The following is a 14,845-nucleotide window of genomic DNA, read 5'->3' as shown; positions in this document are numbered from 1 at the left end:
ACCTAAAATAAGAAGAACATGAAATCGATAAAATTCAACAGTTATACATTTAAGACAGTCTTATTATTGTTCATGACCTTATTTTGGTCTTGCGACGATCAATGGCTGGAAGAGGTAGGAACCGTGTCCAATGGATTTTCTGATCCCAGAAATACCCAGGATTTGGAGCAGTTGGTCAATGGAGCCTTATGGGTAGCCGGAGGATCAGGTGGTTTCCGTGGTATTCATGGTAACCAGGCCATTTATTCCGCTACCATTTCGGACGTAGGAAAACTAATGGATGAGCTGGGTGTTGTAGGTCAAGATGCCATAGACTGGTATGGCAGGGATTTTTCCAACAATACCCATTCCCAGCCCACCCGTAACTGGGAAGCAGGGTATGCTGTCTTGCTCGCAGCCAATGCCGTCATTGATTGGGTAGACCGAAACGGACCTTTTAATGACCAGCAGAGTCATTGGACACCCAGGATACTGGGCGAAGCTCATTGGCTCAGGGCATGGGTGAATTTCAATCTGGTGAAGATTTTTGCCCCTCCCTACGGCGCAGACAATGATGCGCCTGCCATTATCATTAAAAACCGTTTGCCCAATTCTGCCTTTGACAACCCTGCGCCGTCTACCGTTCAGGAGGTATATGATCAGATTTTGGCAGATCTGGACCAGGCCATAGCCTTGCTGCCCGAGGAATACGACCCGGACAGGGATCCGCCTGCTTTTGTGGATCGCCAAAACAAAATGGCGGCTCATTTCCTGGCGATGCGTGTGAATTTTCAAATGAGAAACTGGGAACAAGCAGAAGAGCATGCCGATGTGATCCTCAATTCCGGGAGATATCCTTTGAATGAAGATCCTATTGAAGCCTGGAATAAGGATCAGTTTGGGGTTAAAGGAAGCGAAGTGGTCTTTCAGTATGTCACCTCTGGCTCACAAACCAACTGGAAGCCTCCGGTAATATCCAGGTGGCTGGGTTATTCAGATCCCAATGGAAGGTGGAACCTGACAGACCGCTTTAACAACAACCAAATCATGTCCCTGAGCGAACATTTCAAATCCATGACAGGATGGGACAACCATGAGGAAGCCATGAACGACAAGCGCTATCAACAATTGTTCATTTCCTTTGGTCCCAATGAGGATCCAAGACCTACCTATCAGGGCTTGAACCGGAGAGAAGTCTGGGGACATAAGTGGTACCGGGCAGGAGAGCCGGAGGCATCCAACAGGGTTTCCAGCTTGCCACTGATGCGCTCCGCTGAGGCCTATCTTACCCGTTCCTTTTTGCGGTTTTCCAGAGGGGAGGAAGCGGGTGCCAGAGAAGATTTGAATGTCGTTCGAAACCGTGCCGGCCTGGAAGACTTTACAGGTCCCATGACTGCGGAGGTCATTGAAGTGGAAAGAATGAAAGAATTGGTTTTTGAGGATGATCGTTTGTATTACCTGCAGGCATTGGAAAAGGAAATTCCTAATGGAGACAGGGGACCAGGAGGAATTCCCTGGACTTCCCGCACCTGGCAATCCATTCCACAGAATGAAATTGATCTCAACCCGAATGTTGATAACTAAACCAATGATTGGGAGAAGTAAAGAAAAGGCTGTTTTCAGCCTTTTCTTTTTCCTGATTTGTGTTTTCCTCATGACGGAAGTCGTCCAAGGTCAGCAAATCTGGGAAACGGGCAGCTATCCGGATGAGGCCGGTTTTCAGGAAAGGAAAAAACATTTGCTGCAGCGGTTATCTGAGGAACCCTTTGGGAAGAAATCTCAGGGTACTGCTACTTGTCCCGATACGGGACTTACTTTTAAAACCTGGGCAGTGGAAGGAGAAACCGTCTATTCACCCTTTACCGGCAGGGCCTTTACACAGGGGCCAACCGGATATTTTGGTGCCAGGGAAAGGGCTAAGGATGGCCAAATCGTCAGGTTTGGTGGGGATGCCTTAAAAAAAGACCTGATACCTGCTATTGCCAGGTTGATGTTGCAGCCTTCGGATAGCCTGACCAAAGCCTGGTTGTCTATACCCGGGAACCTTCAACAGCAATACCATTTTGCTGCCAAAAACTGGGCCAGGTTTTATCCACTCCTGGCAGATGAAATGGATCCAGGCTGGAAGAAGGAATTCCAGCAGGCGGTAGCTTCTTACGCTGCCAACGACAGGCCATCTGATGGATACAGAAAGTATGCCCCCCTTTCCACGCCTCACGATTTGGTAGGTGAGCCGGGTAAATTATTGGGAGGCAACCCAAAGGATGGGGGTACCGAAAACCATAAAATCATGTGGAGGACCTCAGCCTGGGTATATGCACAGTATTTTCCGGATACGGCCCTGATTTCCGGTTGGCCCGTACATGAAGTGGATTCATTAGTAGAAAATTATTTCAGGGTTTTTTATCAAAAACTACTGGAAACGGGCAATGGAGAGTATGATGCTGAGATTTATTACCCCCACAGCCTTGAAGGTCTCATGAATGTTTATGATTTCGCTAAAAAGGAAAGCTCCAAAGAACTGGCCAAAGCCATCATGGATTATTTCCTGGCTACCCTGGCCATTAAAACCTATGACGGAGCCATTGCAGGAGCCCAGAAAAGAGCACCTCAGCAAATCAACGCTGGAGGTGAATTGAGCGGGATGCTTCACCTGTGGTTTGGAAGTAACAAAATTTCTTCCGACCACCTGCCTTCCGTACACCAGCTTAGCAGTGGATATCGGCCCAACAAATTTACTTGGGACCTTTACCACAAAAATTTCCCGCTGCCCTTTAGCATGAAGGTTTCCAGACCCAGTTATCACATGGACCAGCCCAACCAGGGTCAGGAGTATTTCTACGGAAGCCAAAACTTTGGTTTGGGAAGTATTTATGTAAACAAACTGGACAATCCCAACCAACAGGTTTTGTGGTCCCTGGTGGTAAAAACCAAAGATGGGCCGAAAACCATCGGGGGTGGACAGCCATTTCACCTTGGACCCGGAGGACATAGCCCTTATACCCAGACCATGCAGCAGGAAAACACCTTGCTGCTGGCGGTAGCCGGTACTTCTCGTAAACCAGAAGTACCTTCTGCCGAATATTCCTCCAGGGCTTCAATTGGGAGTAAATCTCTGGTAAAACTTCCTGTCCCGGATGTTGCTGCCGGTACGTTTGATGAATGGTTTGAAAAGGCAAGGTTTCAGGAAGCTGCCTGGCTGTTTCTTCCCAAAGATTGTGGGGATATCAGTCAAAAAGGGCAAAAAATCATGCTCCAAACCGATCAGGTTTACATAGGAATCACGCCTTTTTCAGATAAATTTTACTGGCTGAAGTCATCCGGAGACAGGGAGTTGAAGGGAAAGCAAAAGATTTTGGAAGATTACCATGTGTTGGTGGTGGAGGGTGGATTATCCGGCTATGCTTTGGAGGTGTATGAAAGAAATGATTTTGCCTCATTTGCCCGGTTTAGGGCTGAATTTGTAAATCAGTCTTATTTCAGGAAAAATGAAGAAAAGCATGTATTGACTTACCATAACATGAAAGGGGATAACATAGAAATGACCTACAATAATCTCGGCCTCAGGGCAAGGGGAAAGATAAACGGTACAGCATTGGATTTTGAAAATTGGAGTTCAGGTGCTTGCTATACCTCTTCCGTGTTGAATACGGGAAAAGGATATTTTGAAGGTAATATCAATGGAGAAATATTTAAGGTAAGTTTAAAAGGAATAAAGATAAGCTATGAAAAATAACCTTTCAGGAGGTAAAATAGGATTTTGCCTGATTCATTATGGGCTGGTTTTTAGCTTTTTTTTTAATGCTAACATCCTTTTTGCGCAGGACGGAAGCCTGGACTGGTTGATCAACACGGCTGCTATGGAGGGAAAGGACGCATTGGGCAAGCATCCCAGAGGCCTTATACTACCGGAAGAAGCGCCTGGCATCAGGGAGAGCATCCAGTCCGGAGCCTACAGGGAACAGCTGGAAAATTGGATGCTTCAGGAAGCAAATTTGAAAGAAGAAATCAAGGCAATGGCATCTTTTGATGCCAGAAAAACAGCTGAACTTGCTGAACACCAATCCGTTCTTTATTTGTTTACAGGAGAGTCCAGCTGGGCAGTTAAGGCCTTTCAAAATCTGGAAGCTGTATTTGAGGATAAAGTCGTTTTTGACAATCCTGTAGCCCGAGGCCTTACCCGGGCAGCCCTGCTACAATCCATGGCCATCACGTATGATTTTTGTTATCAGGCCTGGGATCAGCCCCAGAGAAATCTGGTAAACCGACAGCTATACAAGACCTTGTATGCCACCCAGGCCAGCATGGGTTTTGACGCCAACTACAGCCTGGTTAGCAACTGGATGGGAGTAAGGTGGGGAGCTGTACTTTTTGCGGGTTTGGTTTGGGACAATCCGGATCCGGGATCCAGGTCTATTGCTGATCCACTGATTTGGGATGCATCCAAGCGGCTGACGGATCATTTAAAAGAAAATATTTACCCGCAAGGTTGGAATGCGGAAAGCATGGGATACCATATCTACAACTGGTCGTTTATTGGTCCTGCTTTGATTGCTTTCCAAAACCGGCAGGGGAAGGATTATCCGGTCTTGGATACCTTTGCCCCACAGGCAAAACATGCATTGAAGGCCATGGCTTCCACCATGGTCAATATCCCTGTAAAACCCGGTATCACCGGAGTGAAACCTGATTTATCAGATGACAACCTGAATATTGGTGAAGGATTACTGGCAATGGGCCTGAGGCTTTATCCGGATTCACAATTGCCGGCAATCAAATGGATGCATGACTACCTGGGAGAAAAATCACTGTTTAGTGTATTGTATGATCAGGGAAATCTGAAGGCCGAAAATCCGGAAAATAGGAATTGGTTAAACCATGCCGATACCACACAGGGGCTGGTTGTTTTTAGGAAATCCTTTGAGGGTGCGGAGGATATTGTAGCCCTGTTTAATGTTTCTCAAAAAAGAATAGCCGGCCATAAGGGGCCTGATGTGAACACCTTTAGAATAATTGGCGGGGGAGTACCGTTAGCAATCGGGGCAGGTAGGACAGGATTGGTGGCAGGTCAAACAAATCTTTTTACAAAAAAGCCTGATGAAAATGAAAAGGGGGACAACAGTGCAGGAAAACTGCTGGACTTTGCCTTTGACGGGCAGGGATCGGGCCATGCGTTGGGTAGCGGAAGCAGCATGGGCGTAGATGAGCAACTCAGAAAATTTACCGTGGCATATGATGCGGAGACTGGGGCAGAGGCTGTATTTTTAGTAGAGGATTTTTCGGTCAATGGAAGGATCTGGCGATTGAATACCCCTGAATTCAACCAGGTCACTTTGTTGGAAGAAGGGTTTTTAATTCAAACGCCCTCAGGATTTACTCTTCAGGCAAAAGTCCTGAATGCAACCAAACCCCTATCGGTTTCAAAAAGCAGCATTCGTTATGGAGGCAATACAAGCCGTTTGAATCCGGGCATTCTTTGGCAGGGACAAGCCTATTCCCACAGCACATCCATAGACATAGCCATCAAAGGCAACAGCAAAGTCCTTCTGGTATTGCAGGCTCCTGGTAAACAACAGCCCAGGGTATTAAGCACTGAAACGAATGTTCAGGTAGGATCCCTTGAAATTCCTTTATTTAATTCGAAATCCAATGAGAACACCGTTCAACCTTAGTTTTCCATCGGCCATAGTATGGCTGCTGACACTGATTCAGCTACCTGTAATTTTACCAGCGATGGGTCAGGAGGAGCATGATTTTATGCATGAGCTCTATGACCGGCAAAATGATTCACCCTTGCAGCAAAAATTCAGGAAAATTGCTCCTGTTCCCGCGGGGGTGGTCTACATTCAGCGGCCGGGAGAAGGGGAGAAAGAAATACGGGAGCATTTCAAAAAAATGAAGGCACTGGGATTTACCAACCTGAAACAGATCATGACCCTGCCTGACTGGGACCACGAAGCCATCCAGCTGATTGCCATCGAGGAGGGCTTGATACCCTGGTGGTATGGTGAAGGTGGCTGGGAACCCATTACCGATAAACTGTTGAAGAAATTGGGTATTGACGAAGACTTGCCCATGGACAAGGTCCGGTTGCACCCGGAGATGATTGCCTATCAAATGGAAGTAATGAAGGAGAGGGTAAAAACCTATGGGGCACATTACAGGAAAACAGGGAGCAGGGAGGCTTTTCGCGGTTCCAGTTCCGCCTATGATCCCATAGTGGGGGAGCGGGGTTTGGATTTAAGCGAAGCCGGCAAAAATCTATTTGTAGGCTGGGCCAAAGAAAATTATAAAACCATAGAGCGGTTAAACCATGCCTATAACCAACACCATCATGGACTGGCTGCCGGAGGCAAAGCTTTTGAATCATGGGATGATTTTGAAAAGAGATGGGAAAGCTATAACCACAGGGAATTGCGAATCATCAGGGACATGCTCCGGTTTAAGGCAGATTATGGGATTCAAACCCTGGAGGAGAGGGTCAGGGAATTTCGGGCCTTAGATCCGGATGCTCCCTATCGGGCAGGGGGGGAGCTGGGCCTTTTCAGGCCGCATGCCTATTTTGGGGTTAATTTTCCAGGTATTGCCGCTGCCATGAGAAATTCCGGTTCCTTTTATCCCTCCATACATTTCACCTGGCATTTTGATCAGGTTCGTGATGAGCTGGGCCCCATGGTATACCTTCAGGCCAGCTACATCAACGATATGTTTAAAGGTGGATGGGCCGGGGGTTGGGAGACCACCGGTGGGCCACAACAATTTGGGGGTGAAAAGTTCGGACAGAACAATAAAGGGTTTACGGTAGATGCCCCGGAGATGGAACAGTTTACCTTAAGCATGCTGGCCGCCGGCTTTAAAGGCTGGGGCCTGTGGAGTTGGTCGGTAAGGACTGCCGGAGCAGAGGTCGGGGAATATGCCCTTCTGGATCACCACAATGAAGTTACGGACCGGGCCATTGCTGTGGGCAAGATAGCCCGGGCCATGCAAAAATACCGGGAAGAAATCTGGTCCTTGCGCAAGGAGCCCCAGGTGGGGGTGTTCTTTGACTGGGACAATGATGCCATATGGACGGCCCTTTCCATGAAGGGACAAGATAGTTTGAGGTACAGGCCCATGGAGGCCAGGGTTGGTTTGAGCCGGGCATTGATCAATAAGGATATACCTTTTGAGTTTGTCACACCGGAGGATATCAGGGCAGGTTTGGCAGGCAGGTATCCCATTATCTATATGCCGGCAATTTTGGCACTAAACCAGGATTTATTGCCCTTGCTGGACAGGTATGTCAATGAGGGAGGGCAGCTGGTCCTGGATATGCTGGGAGCCTGGATGGATACCTATGCTGCCTTGTTTCCCAGGGGACCGGGTTCCCCTTTTGCACAGTTGTTTGGAACCGTATTGCGGGAGTACCAGTATTCCGGCATTAACCGGGACTGGAAACTTCGAGGCCGGGAATTAACCGGTTCTATAGCCGATCTCCGGGTAGAAAAAGCAAGGGTTATGGAGGCCTTTGACAATGGTAAACCTGCAGTGACATTGATGAAAAAGGGTCAGGGTAAAGCTGTGATCATTGGGTTTGAAGCCAGCAGGGCCTGTTTCAGGAGAGGAAATAGAGAGGCAGAAGAACATCTGACAGAACTACTGGTAGAATTAGGGGCCAGGTCTCCGCTCTCCAGTGATCAGGCTATCGTTTATCGCCTGGCCGGTCCTGAGGTAGACCATTATTTTTTAATGAATGAGCAGGATAGGGATATTCATGCTCTATTGGAAATCAATGGGTTAAACTATAGCCGTATGGAGGATGCCATTACCGGCGATGAACTGGATCCCGGGCAGCCGGTAATGCTTGAGGCACATGGCGCCAGGTGGCTGCGTTTGATCAGGTAGCCCTGGGCCGTGGTTGTTAAGGGTTAAAGAGGCTGGAAAGGGGCTGTGGGAATCCAGTTGTTAAGGGTTAATATGGCTCGGATAGGGCTGAGGAGTTGAGAGTGGATGATTGGCAGTTGAGCTTGTTTTAAGTTGAACCCTGTTTGTTAAGGGTTAATGGTAGGTGAAGTGGTGAGTTGCGCAGTATAGCTATCTGGTAATTAAGGTTGAATTGAGTGGAAACGTGGTTGTTAAGGGTTAAAGAAATAGTCGTATCTCCAAAAATCTATTAGATTTTTGGCTGTCCATTGACCATTAACAAATCTCCGGTTCAGCCAAACGACCCCCAAACCGAATCAAAACAAAAGAAAAGAGTAACTACACAAAACATAGCCACCCCTGGTTTCCGACATTTGCAATGTCGAACCCAGATACGCAGGATTTGTAATCCTGCTTAGGTGCCCGTCCGTGGATTACAAATCCCGAGGAGCTTCGCTGTTTGCCATTTGCCATATAGATAACCAGGATTCCCCATTCTGATTACGCGCACATCAAAGCCTCGGCCAGCCCTAGTGCCGTAGGCACGACTCATATAATAACCGTGGGTTTCAACCCGCGGACCATAAGCGGGTGATTGCCCGAAAGTCCCGTAGGGACGGCCGATACTTGCCGTGGACGTACAAATGGAGCGTACCTACGGCACTTTAGCTTCAGGGACCGGCCTGTAACCATGGGCTAAACCCCATGTTTACTAGATTGCCCGCTCCTAACGGAGCTTTTCACTAATGGCACCGGATAAAAACAAAATGATTCACCAGGGATTCGCACAGATTTTTTATGGTTTTAGAATTGCCTTGAGTAAGCAGATTACAATGAAACCGAAACCGGGCAGTATTCACATCATACATCTGCGATTATTCAATATTGTCATAACAGGTTAATTACTGCGTCTTTAGCTAAAAAAAAATGGATCAGATAAACGTCTCCAGTTTTTCATGTGTGAGCGGTTTTTCTATAAACCCGCTTACAAATGGAAACTCCTTGGATTTTTGACGGTCCTGAAAGTCTATGGAACTGGATAACATGATTATCCTGTCGTTTCTTTCTTTTTGAAATTCCACATATTGACTCAAAAAATCCCAGCCGTTCATGACTGGCATATTGATATCTACAAGTATCAATACTTTTTTCTCCAGGTCAGGGTTTTTCAAATATTCCAGGGCCTGTTCAGCCTCTAAAAATTCAATGGTTTTGGGGGTTAGATTTAACTTGTTGATCAACCGTTTATTGATTAAATTATTAATAGGGTCATCATCAATTAAAACAATTAAATCGAATGGGTACATTGATTATTTAAATAATATCTAATCTCGCTTTCACACACACTATTTCCAGAAATTTAACACTATAATTTCAGTATTAAAAAATTCTCCCTGTTTTTTGCAGTTTTCTCCCAGATGGAAATTATACCCCTATGATGTATATGGAATCATTATTCCTTATTTCAAATAGAAGAAAAGCCTGAAATGGAAAGAAAATCAGGCAGTTTGGAAATATCCTGATTCTGGGCGACCCGTGGAGCATTGTCATAAAAGGGCCATTGACAATAGGGGTTAAAAATAAAAAAGGGAGGGGCTTTAAAGCCTCTCCCTTTGGTATATTTACTGAAATGGATTACATCATGCCACCCATTCCTCCGCCGCCCATTGGTGGGCCTGCAGGAGCTTCTTCCTTGATGTCGGCGACCACGCATTCTGTAGTCAGCAACAAGGCAGCAATTGATGCGGCGTTTTCCAGCGCCAGACGTGTTACTTTAGTAGGATCAATTACACCTGCTTTAAACAGATCTTCAAATTTATCTGTTCTGGCATTGTATCCGTAATCACCTTTTGAATCTCTGATTTTATTGATTACAACGGAAGCTTCTCCGCCGGAATTAGATACAATGGTTCTCAAAGGAGATTCAACGGCTTGTTTGATAATGTTTATTCCAGTATCCTCGTCTTCATTTGCTCCTTTTAGTTTTTCCAATGCAGCAGAAGCACGGATCAGGGCAACACCACCTCCAACTACAACGCCTTCCTGAACGGCAGCGCGAGTGGCATGCAATGCATCATCAACACGATCTTTCTTCTCTTTCATTTCTACTTCAGTGGCTGCGCCAATGTACAGGATGGCTACACCACCTGATAGTTTGGCCAATCTTTCCTGAAGCTTTTCTCTGTCGTAGTCAGAAGTTGTTTTCTCAATCTGACTTTTGATTTCGTTGATTCGGCCTTCGATAGCTGCTTTTTCGCCAGCACCGTTTACGATGGTGGTATTGTCCTTATCGATATTGATTTTCTCGGCAGTACCCAGGTAATCGATAGTTACATTTTCAAGTTTGTAACCTCTTTCTTCAGAAATTACTGTACCTCCGGTAAGAGTAGCGATGTCTTCCAACATGGCCTTTCTTCTATCGCCAAATCCAGGTGCTTTAACCGCAGCTACTTTGAGGGCTCCCCTGATTTTGTTTACTACTAAGGTGGCAAGAGCTTCTCCGTCCACATCTTCAGCAATGATCAACAAAGGTCTTCCAGACTGAGCAACTGGCTCCAATACAGGAAGCAATTCTTTCATGGCAGAAATTTTCTTATCGTAAATAAGAATGTATGGATTTTCCAATTCTGCCTCCATTTTCTCCGTATTCGTAGTGAAATAAGGAGAAAGGTAACCCCTGTCAAACTGCATTCCTTCTACAGTTTTGACTTCAGTTTCGGTTCCTTTGGCTTCTTCGACGGTTATTACTCCGTCTTTGCCTACTTTCTGCATCGCATCAGCGATCATCTTACCGATTTCATCGTCATTATTGGCAGAAATAGTTCCTACCTGAGCAATTTCTTTAGAAGTGGAAATTTCTTTAGACGCTTTCCTCAATTCTTCAACAACAGAACTTACGGCTTTGTCTATCCCTCTTTTGAGGTCCATAGGATTGGCTCCGGCGGCCACGTTTTTGATACCTACAGAAAAAATCGATTGCGCCAACACGGTAGCGGTGGTGGTTCCGTCTCCTGCATCATCAGCAGTTTTGGAAGCAACTTCTTTTACCAATTGAGCACCCATGTTCTCAATCGCATCTTCCAGTTCAATTTCTTTAGCAACTGTAACCCCATCTTTGGTAATTGTTGGGGCTCCGAATTTTTTATCCAAAATTACATTTCGGCCTTTTGGGCCTAATGTTACTTTGACTGCGTCTGCAAGCGCATCTACTCCTTTTTTCAGACGATCTCTCGCGTCGGTATTGAAAAATAATTCCTTAGCCATTTTTTAGTCTTTTTTCGTTTTAATTAATTATACTTGATTAAAGGATACTTACAGGATAGCGAAAATATCCGCTTCTCTCATGATCAGATAATCAGCACCCTCCACAGAAAGTTCGGTGCCCGCATACTTGCCATATAAAACAGTATCACCAACTTTGACAGTCAATGGTTCGTCTTTTTTGCCACTTCCTACGGCAACAACGGTTCCTTTTTGTGGCTTTTCTTTGGCAGTGTCAGGGATATAAAGTCCTGAAGCTGTTTTTTCTTCTGCAGCAGCGGGTTCTACCAAAACCCTGTCTGCTAAGGGTTGGATGTTAACTTTAGACATTTTGATTGAGTTATTTTTAAAGTTTGATTTCTAATAATTCAAAATTCTTATTTACACTTTCTGTGCCAATCCCGGGGAAAAGTGCTTTCCTGACATAAAGTCTTACTTCCCCGGATTACCTGTCAGGCTTCAAAGGGGCATGTATTTTAAGCCTGTCATTTTTGCTGAAAGGTATTGCATACTATGCCACATTTTCGTACTTTTTCTCATGATTTAAATACTTTAACCTATGGATAAATTATCGGACAACTGGATTTCTGAAGGCCTGATAGATTTTGAGTACAAAAAGTACCTGTTGCTGGCCTACCTGAAAGGGGTAGAAGAAAAATTTAAAGCAGTTAAATTGTACCCGCAACTTTCAGAATTGATCGGCCATCATGAAAAACTCAATCAACTGGACAAAAACCGGCATCAGTTAAAACTTTCCTTTCCAAAGGAGATGGAAGGAATTGATTTGAAAAAAATGAAAATCTCCTATAAAAATAACATGCAGGAAGATGATGTGATGAAGGAGTTGGGAGATATCATCAGCTATTCTTTGCCCAAGATCAGACAGCAAATAGAAGAGGGAAAGACCATTTACGATTTCATAGAAAGTCACCTGGAAATTGAACCGGTTGGGCTCAGCCCCATCTATCAAAGGGAAGGGTACGCCCTGCTTTCCTATGCCCATACCAAAGATGTGTTTATTTACCGTTACCAGATCAATTTGTTTCAAAACAGCGTTGATCGGTTTAGGGGGATCGCACTGAAGTTTATCGCGGCTGTTAAAAGAAGCCTGGTGCACACCTACGACAAGATCAAAATGGACCTTGTCAAAAAATTCCAGGACCTGCCCAATCCCTCAACCTGGAAAATAGAGACAAAGCAGAGGGTGCCTTTGGAAGAAAGCCTGCTTCCGGTAAGTAAACGCCTATTGCTTCGCCATGTGGAACCATAAAAAAGGAAGGGCAACCTTCCTTTTTTTATGATCGGATATTTATGTTGTTATTTAATCTTCTTTTTTCAATAGCGAATTTTCATTGCTCACCAAAACGGGAGTAGGCGCTGATGGGGAAGAGGTAACTGCTTTTGTTTCTGTTGCCTCTTTTTCAGCTTTTTCACGGAGCTCCCTGTTTTTGATCACTTCATCTCCCGGCTTTCCAAATAATATTTGAAACGCTTCTTTCCTGTTTTTGGCTTTTCTCAGGTCGGACACTATATCGGACCATTCGTGAAAATTTAAGTATATGGGATTATAGGAAGTCACAGGCTTGGTGATACCATAGGTAGGCCTTTCTGCTTCGGGCATAAATGTGCCGAAAATCCTATCCCAAATGATAAAGGTTGAGCCATAATTTTTATCCAGGTAGTGGGCATCACTGGCATGGTGTACCCTATGGTGTGAGGGAGTGGTGAAGAAAAACTCAATAGGGCGGGGGAGTTTTTTTATGTATTCGGTATGGATCCAAAACTGATAAAGCACGGCAATTTGATGGCAAATGAAGAACACGAACGGATCAAAGCCCATCAACATCACAGGTACAAAAAAGATGATTTTTATATGTTGCGTCCATCCCAACCTGAAAGATACCGAGAAATTGTACTTGGATGAATTGTGATGTGTGATATGGGTGGCCCACCAAAACCGCTGCTCATGTGCCACGCGGTGTGCCCAGTAACGGACGAAATCAATGGCGAAAAAACAGGCGACAAAAGACCATGCTGAAGCTGGTATTTTCCAGGGGACCAGGTTCCAGCAGAACAAGGCCACTCCAAAGACAAACACCTTTAGCAAAGCACTGATACCCACATTTACGAAGCCGATGGTAGCAGCCGCCAGAAAATCCCTTTTGTCATACGTGTCTTTTTTCTGATATAAACTGATGCCCCACTCGATAAATACAAGCAAAAACATTATGGGAGCAGCCCACAGGATGATATTGGGCCATTTATCAGCTCCAATATCCTCCATTGATAAATGATTTTCAAACATAAATATTGAATTTGATGGATTATTAGTTGGTTGTTAAAACGTTAAATTAATCATATTATGGCTTTTCTTCAACGTTTTAAAGGCTTAAAATTGAAATACCCTAAAATAAAAAAAGCCTGATTAAAATAAATCAGGCCCTAAAATTATCGTAAACTACTTTTACTCAACGGTATCAGGAAGGTTTTCCAGGTCTGGTGTTACTTCTTCTCCTTCTGCAGGCAACAATGATTCATCATCAAAAGATGGAGTCAGTATTTGTCTTTGGGCATTCTCCACATTTGGAGAAGTAAAGCCTGAAGGGCTGCTGCTTTGGTGAAAGGCAGAAGAACCCAGAGAAAGGACTAAAATGGCAATGGCCAAAACCCAGGTGGCTTTTTCAAGGATATTACCGGTCTTGGTAACACCCATGATTTGCGAGGCACTACCGCCGAAAGCCGCTCCGACTCCGCCTTTTGAATTTTGTCCCAAAATGACCAAAATCAATAAAATGGCCAGAATGATGATGATACTGATAAGTACTGTAAACATTAAGATATGAATTTATGCTTTTAATTGCTCAATTTGATCTGCAAAGTAAGTCTTTTTCTTTGGAAACTTCAATATTAATTTCCTATATATTTCTATGGCCTCTTGTTTCTTATTTTGTTTTACCAGCAATTTGGCAAAAGATTCAGAGAGCATGTTGTCATTCAACAGGGTGCTTTTTTCGGATAAATCAGGAAGATTTTCTTCCTGATCCATTCTTTCCCTGGATAGCCTGATAGGCTTCTCATCAAAATTGTTGATCAGGTCCAGCTGCTCTTTTTTTCTCTGGTAAAGCTCCTCCTTTTTGGCAATGCTCGCTATCAAATCTTCTTTTTCATTTTCGGAAGAAGAATCCGCTACCTCCTTTTTTTTTTCATGTTCCCCGGAATGACCTCCTTCAGCATCCTTTTTTTTGATTTTTTTAAGGTTTTCCTCCAGTCTCCTCAAAATCTCATCCCTATTGGGTCTGGAAGGGGTTTCTATATTTGCTGCCTCTGAATCAATATCCTCGCTGGTTATGGGTTGAATATTTTGATTTTCAACCTCCTCTTTTTCCTCCTTTTCATCAGGTAACAGGGGCTTTTGTCCCTCCCCGGTAATGTGAGTCAGGTCTATTTTTTCTGTTACCAATTCTTTTAGCCTTTTCCTGTCAGGACTAAGCACTGCTGCCCAGTGAAGCAAGGTGGTGGATGTGGTAGCTGAATTATTCCACTCGTACTTGGCCCCAAGTACTTTGGGTATCAGAAAATAAGGAAATTCCTCCTGAAGCTTTAAGGAATCCTTGAAATCATCCTTATTCAATTGGTCGGAATTATGGAGCAGGGATAAAAATTCTTTGGAGTTCACGGCCTTCTTTTTTTTTACATCCATTAA

11 protein-coding genes are annotated in these 14,845 nt (G+C 44.7%); 5 read left to right on the top strand and 6 right to left on the bottom strand.

The genetic code is table 11. The features are described from left to right. Positions 1-18 precede the first annotated feature (18 nt). From G9Q97_RS21450 to G9Q97_RS21435, 4 genes are read left to right on the top strand one after another with little or no spacing between them, the layout of a single operon-like run. Entirely contained in the window at positions 19-1,563 is a 1,545-nt protein-coding gene (locus G9Q97_RS21450; RefSeq protein WP_166150743.1) for a RagB/SusD family nutrient uptake outer membrane protein, read from the top strand. Positions 1,564-1,567: 4 nt separating this feature from the next. Further along, on the top strand, positions 1,568-3,715 hold the full coding sequence (locus G9Q97_RS21445) for a hypothetical protein (protein ID WP_166150741.1): 2,148 nt from the start codon (positions 1,568-1,570) through the stop codon (positions 3,713-3,715). Then, a complete protein-coding gene (locus G9Q97_RS21440; RefSeq protein ID WP_166150739.1) occupies positions 3,705-5,651 on the top strand; it encodes a hypothetical protein in 1,947 nt (648 codons plus the stop codon). Before G9Q97_RS21445 ends, G9Q97_RS21440 begins: the two co-directional genes overlap by 11 nt. Continuing rightward, positions 5,629-7,863, top strand: a complete 2,235-nt coding sequence (locus G9Q97_RS21435) for a beta-galactosidase trimerization domain-containing protein (RefSeq protein ID WP_166150737.1) — start codon at positions 5,629-5,631, stop codon at positions 7,861-7,863. Before G9Q97_RS21440 ends, G9Q97_RS21435 begins: the two co-directional genes overlap by 23 nt. A 950-nt stretch (positions 7,864-8,813) precedes the next feature. Here the strand turns inward: G9Q97_RS21435 and G9Q97_RS21430 are convergent. The 3 genes from G9Q97_RS21430 to G9Q97_RS21420 form a co-directional block, all read right to left on the bottom strand. Next, positions 8,814-9,188: a response regulator gene (locus G9Q97_RS21430; protein ID WP_166150735.1), complete on the bottom strand. Its 375-nt coding sequence runs from the start codon at positions 9,186-9,188 to the stop codon at positions 8,814-8,816. Positions 9,189-9,516: 328 nt separating this feature from the next. Then, complete coding sequence (gene groL / locus G9Q97_RS21425; protein WP_166150733.1) at positions 9,517-11,145, bottom strand: chaperonin GroEL; 1,629 nt, start codon at positions 11,143-11,145, stop codon at positions 9,517-9,519. Positions 11,146-11,193: 48 nt separating this feature from the next. Continuing rightward, the gene (locus G9Q97_RS21420) at positions 11,194-11,472 is read right to left on the bottom strand and encodes a co-chaperone GroES (protein WP_166150731.1); all 279 of its coding nucleotides are present in this window, start codon (positions 11,470-11,472) and stop codon (positions 11,194-11,196) included. Between the two features lie 229 nt (positions 11,473-11,701). Between G9Q97_RS21420 and G9Q97_RS21415 the strand changes: the two genes are divergently transcribed. Further along, positions 11,702-12,412: a hypothetical protein gene (locus G9Q97_RS21415; protein WP_166150729.1), complete on the top strand. Its 711-nt coding sequence runs from the start codon at positions 11,702-11,704 to the stop codon at positions 12,410-12,412. 51 nt (positions 12,413-12,463) lie between these two features. Here G9Q97_RS21415 and G9Q97_RS21410 read toward each other — a convergent pair whose 3' ends face one another. The 3 genes from G9Q97_RS21410 to G9Q97_RS21400 all read right to left on the bottom strand — a co-directional run bounded on the left by G9Q97_RS21410 (position 12,464) and on the right by G9Q97_RS21400 (position 14,842). Continuing rightward, positions 12,464-13,447, bottom strand: coding sequence for a sterol desaturase family protein (locus G9Q97_RS21410; RefSeq protein WP_166150727.1), 984 nt, complete (start codon positions 13,445-13,447; stop codon positions 12,464-12,466). Positions 13,448-13,606: 159 nt separating this feature from the next. Beyond that, positions 13,607-13,975, bottom strand: a complete 369-nt coding sequence (gene secG / locus G9Q97_RS21405) for a preprotein translocase subunit SecG (protein ID WP_166150725.1) — start codon at positions 13,973-13,975, stop codon at positions 13,607-13,609. A gap of 12 nt (positions 13,976-13,987) precedes the next feature. Further along, entirely contained in the window at positions 13,988-14,842 is an 855-nt protein-coding gene (locus G9Q97_RS21400; protein ID WP_166150723.1) for a hypothetical protein, read from the bottom strand. Positions 14,843-14,845 lie beyond the last annotated feature (3 nt).

Source organism: Cyclobacterium plantarum, assembly GCF_011290685.1.
In the GTDB taxonomy this organism is placed as follows: domain Bacteria; phylum Bacteroidota; class Bacteroidia; order Cytophagales; family Cyclobacteriaceae; genus Cyclobacterium; species Cyclobacterium plantarum.
Note: the sequence above shows the minus strand (reverse complement) of the source record. Positions and strands in the feature narration are given on the sequence as shown.

Coding starts and splice junctions, on each gene's coding strand:
- G9Q97_RS21435 (WP_166150737.1), top strand. CDS start 5,629: ATGAGAACACCGTTCAACCTTAGTTTTCCATCGGCCATAGTATGGCTG.
- groL (WP_166150733.1), bottom strand. CDS start 11,145: ATGGCTAAGGAATTATTTTTCAATACCGACGCGAGAGATCGTCTGAAA.
- G9Q97_RS21410 (WP_166150727.1), bottom strand. CDS start 13,447: ATGTTTGAAAATCATTTATCAATGGAGGATATTGGAGCTGATAAATGG.
- G9Q97_RS21400 (WP_166150723.1), bottom strand. CDS start 14,842: ATGGATGTAAAAAAAAAGAAGGCCGTGAACTCCAAAGAATTTTTATCC.
- G9Q97_RS21440 (WP_166150739.1), top strand. CDS start 3,705: ATGAAAAATAACCTTTCAGGAGGTAAAATAGGATTTTGCCTGATTCAT.
- G9Q97_RS21420 (WP_166150731.1), bottom strand. CDS start 11,472: ATGTCTAAAGTTAACATCCAACCCTTAGCAGACAGGGTTTTGGTAGAA.
- G9Q97_RS21445 (WP_166150741.1), top strand. CDS start 1,568: ATGATTGGGAGAAGTAAAGAAAAGGCTGTTTTCAGCCTTTTCTTTTTC.
- G9Q97_RS21415 (WP_166150729.1), top strand. CDS start 11,702: ATGGATAAATTATCGGACAACTGGATTTCTGAAGGCCTGATAGATTTT.
- G9Q97_RS21430 (WP_166150735.1), bottom strand. CDS start 9,188: ATGTACCCATTCGATTTAATTGTTTTAATTGATGATGACCCTATTAAT.
- G9Q97_RS21450 (WP_166150743.1), top strand. CDS start 19: ATGAAATCGATAAAATTCAACAGTTATACATTTAAGACAGTCTTATTA.
- secG (WP_166150725.1), bottom strand. CDS start 13,975: ATGTTTACAGTACTTATCAGTATCATCATCATTCTGGCCATTTTATTG.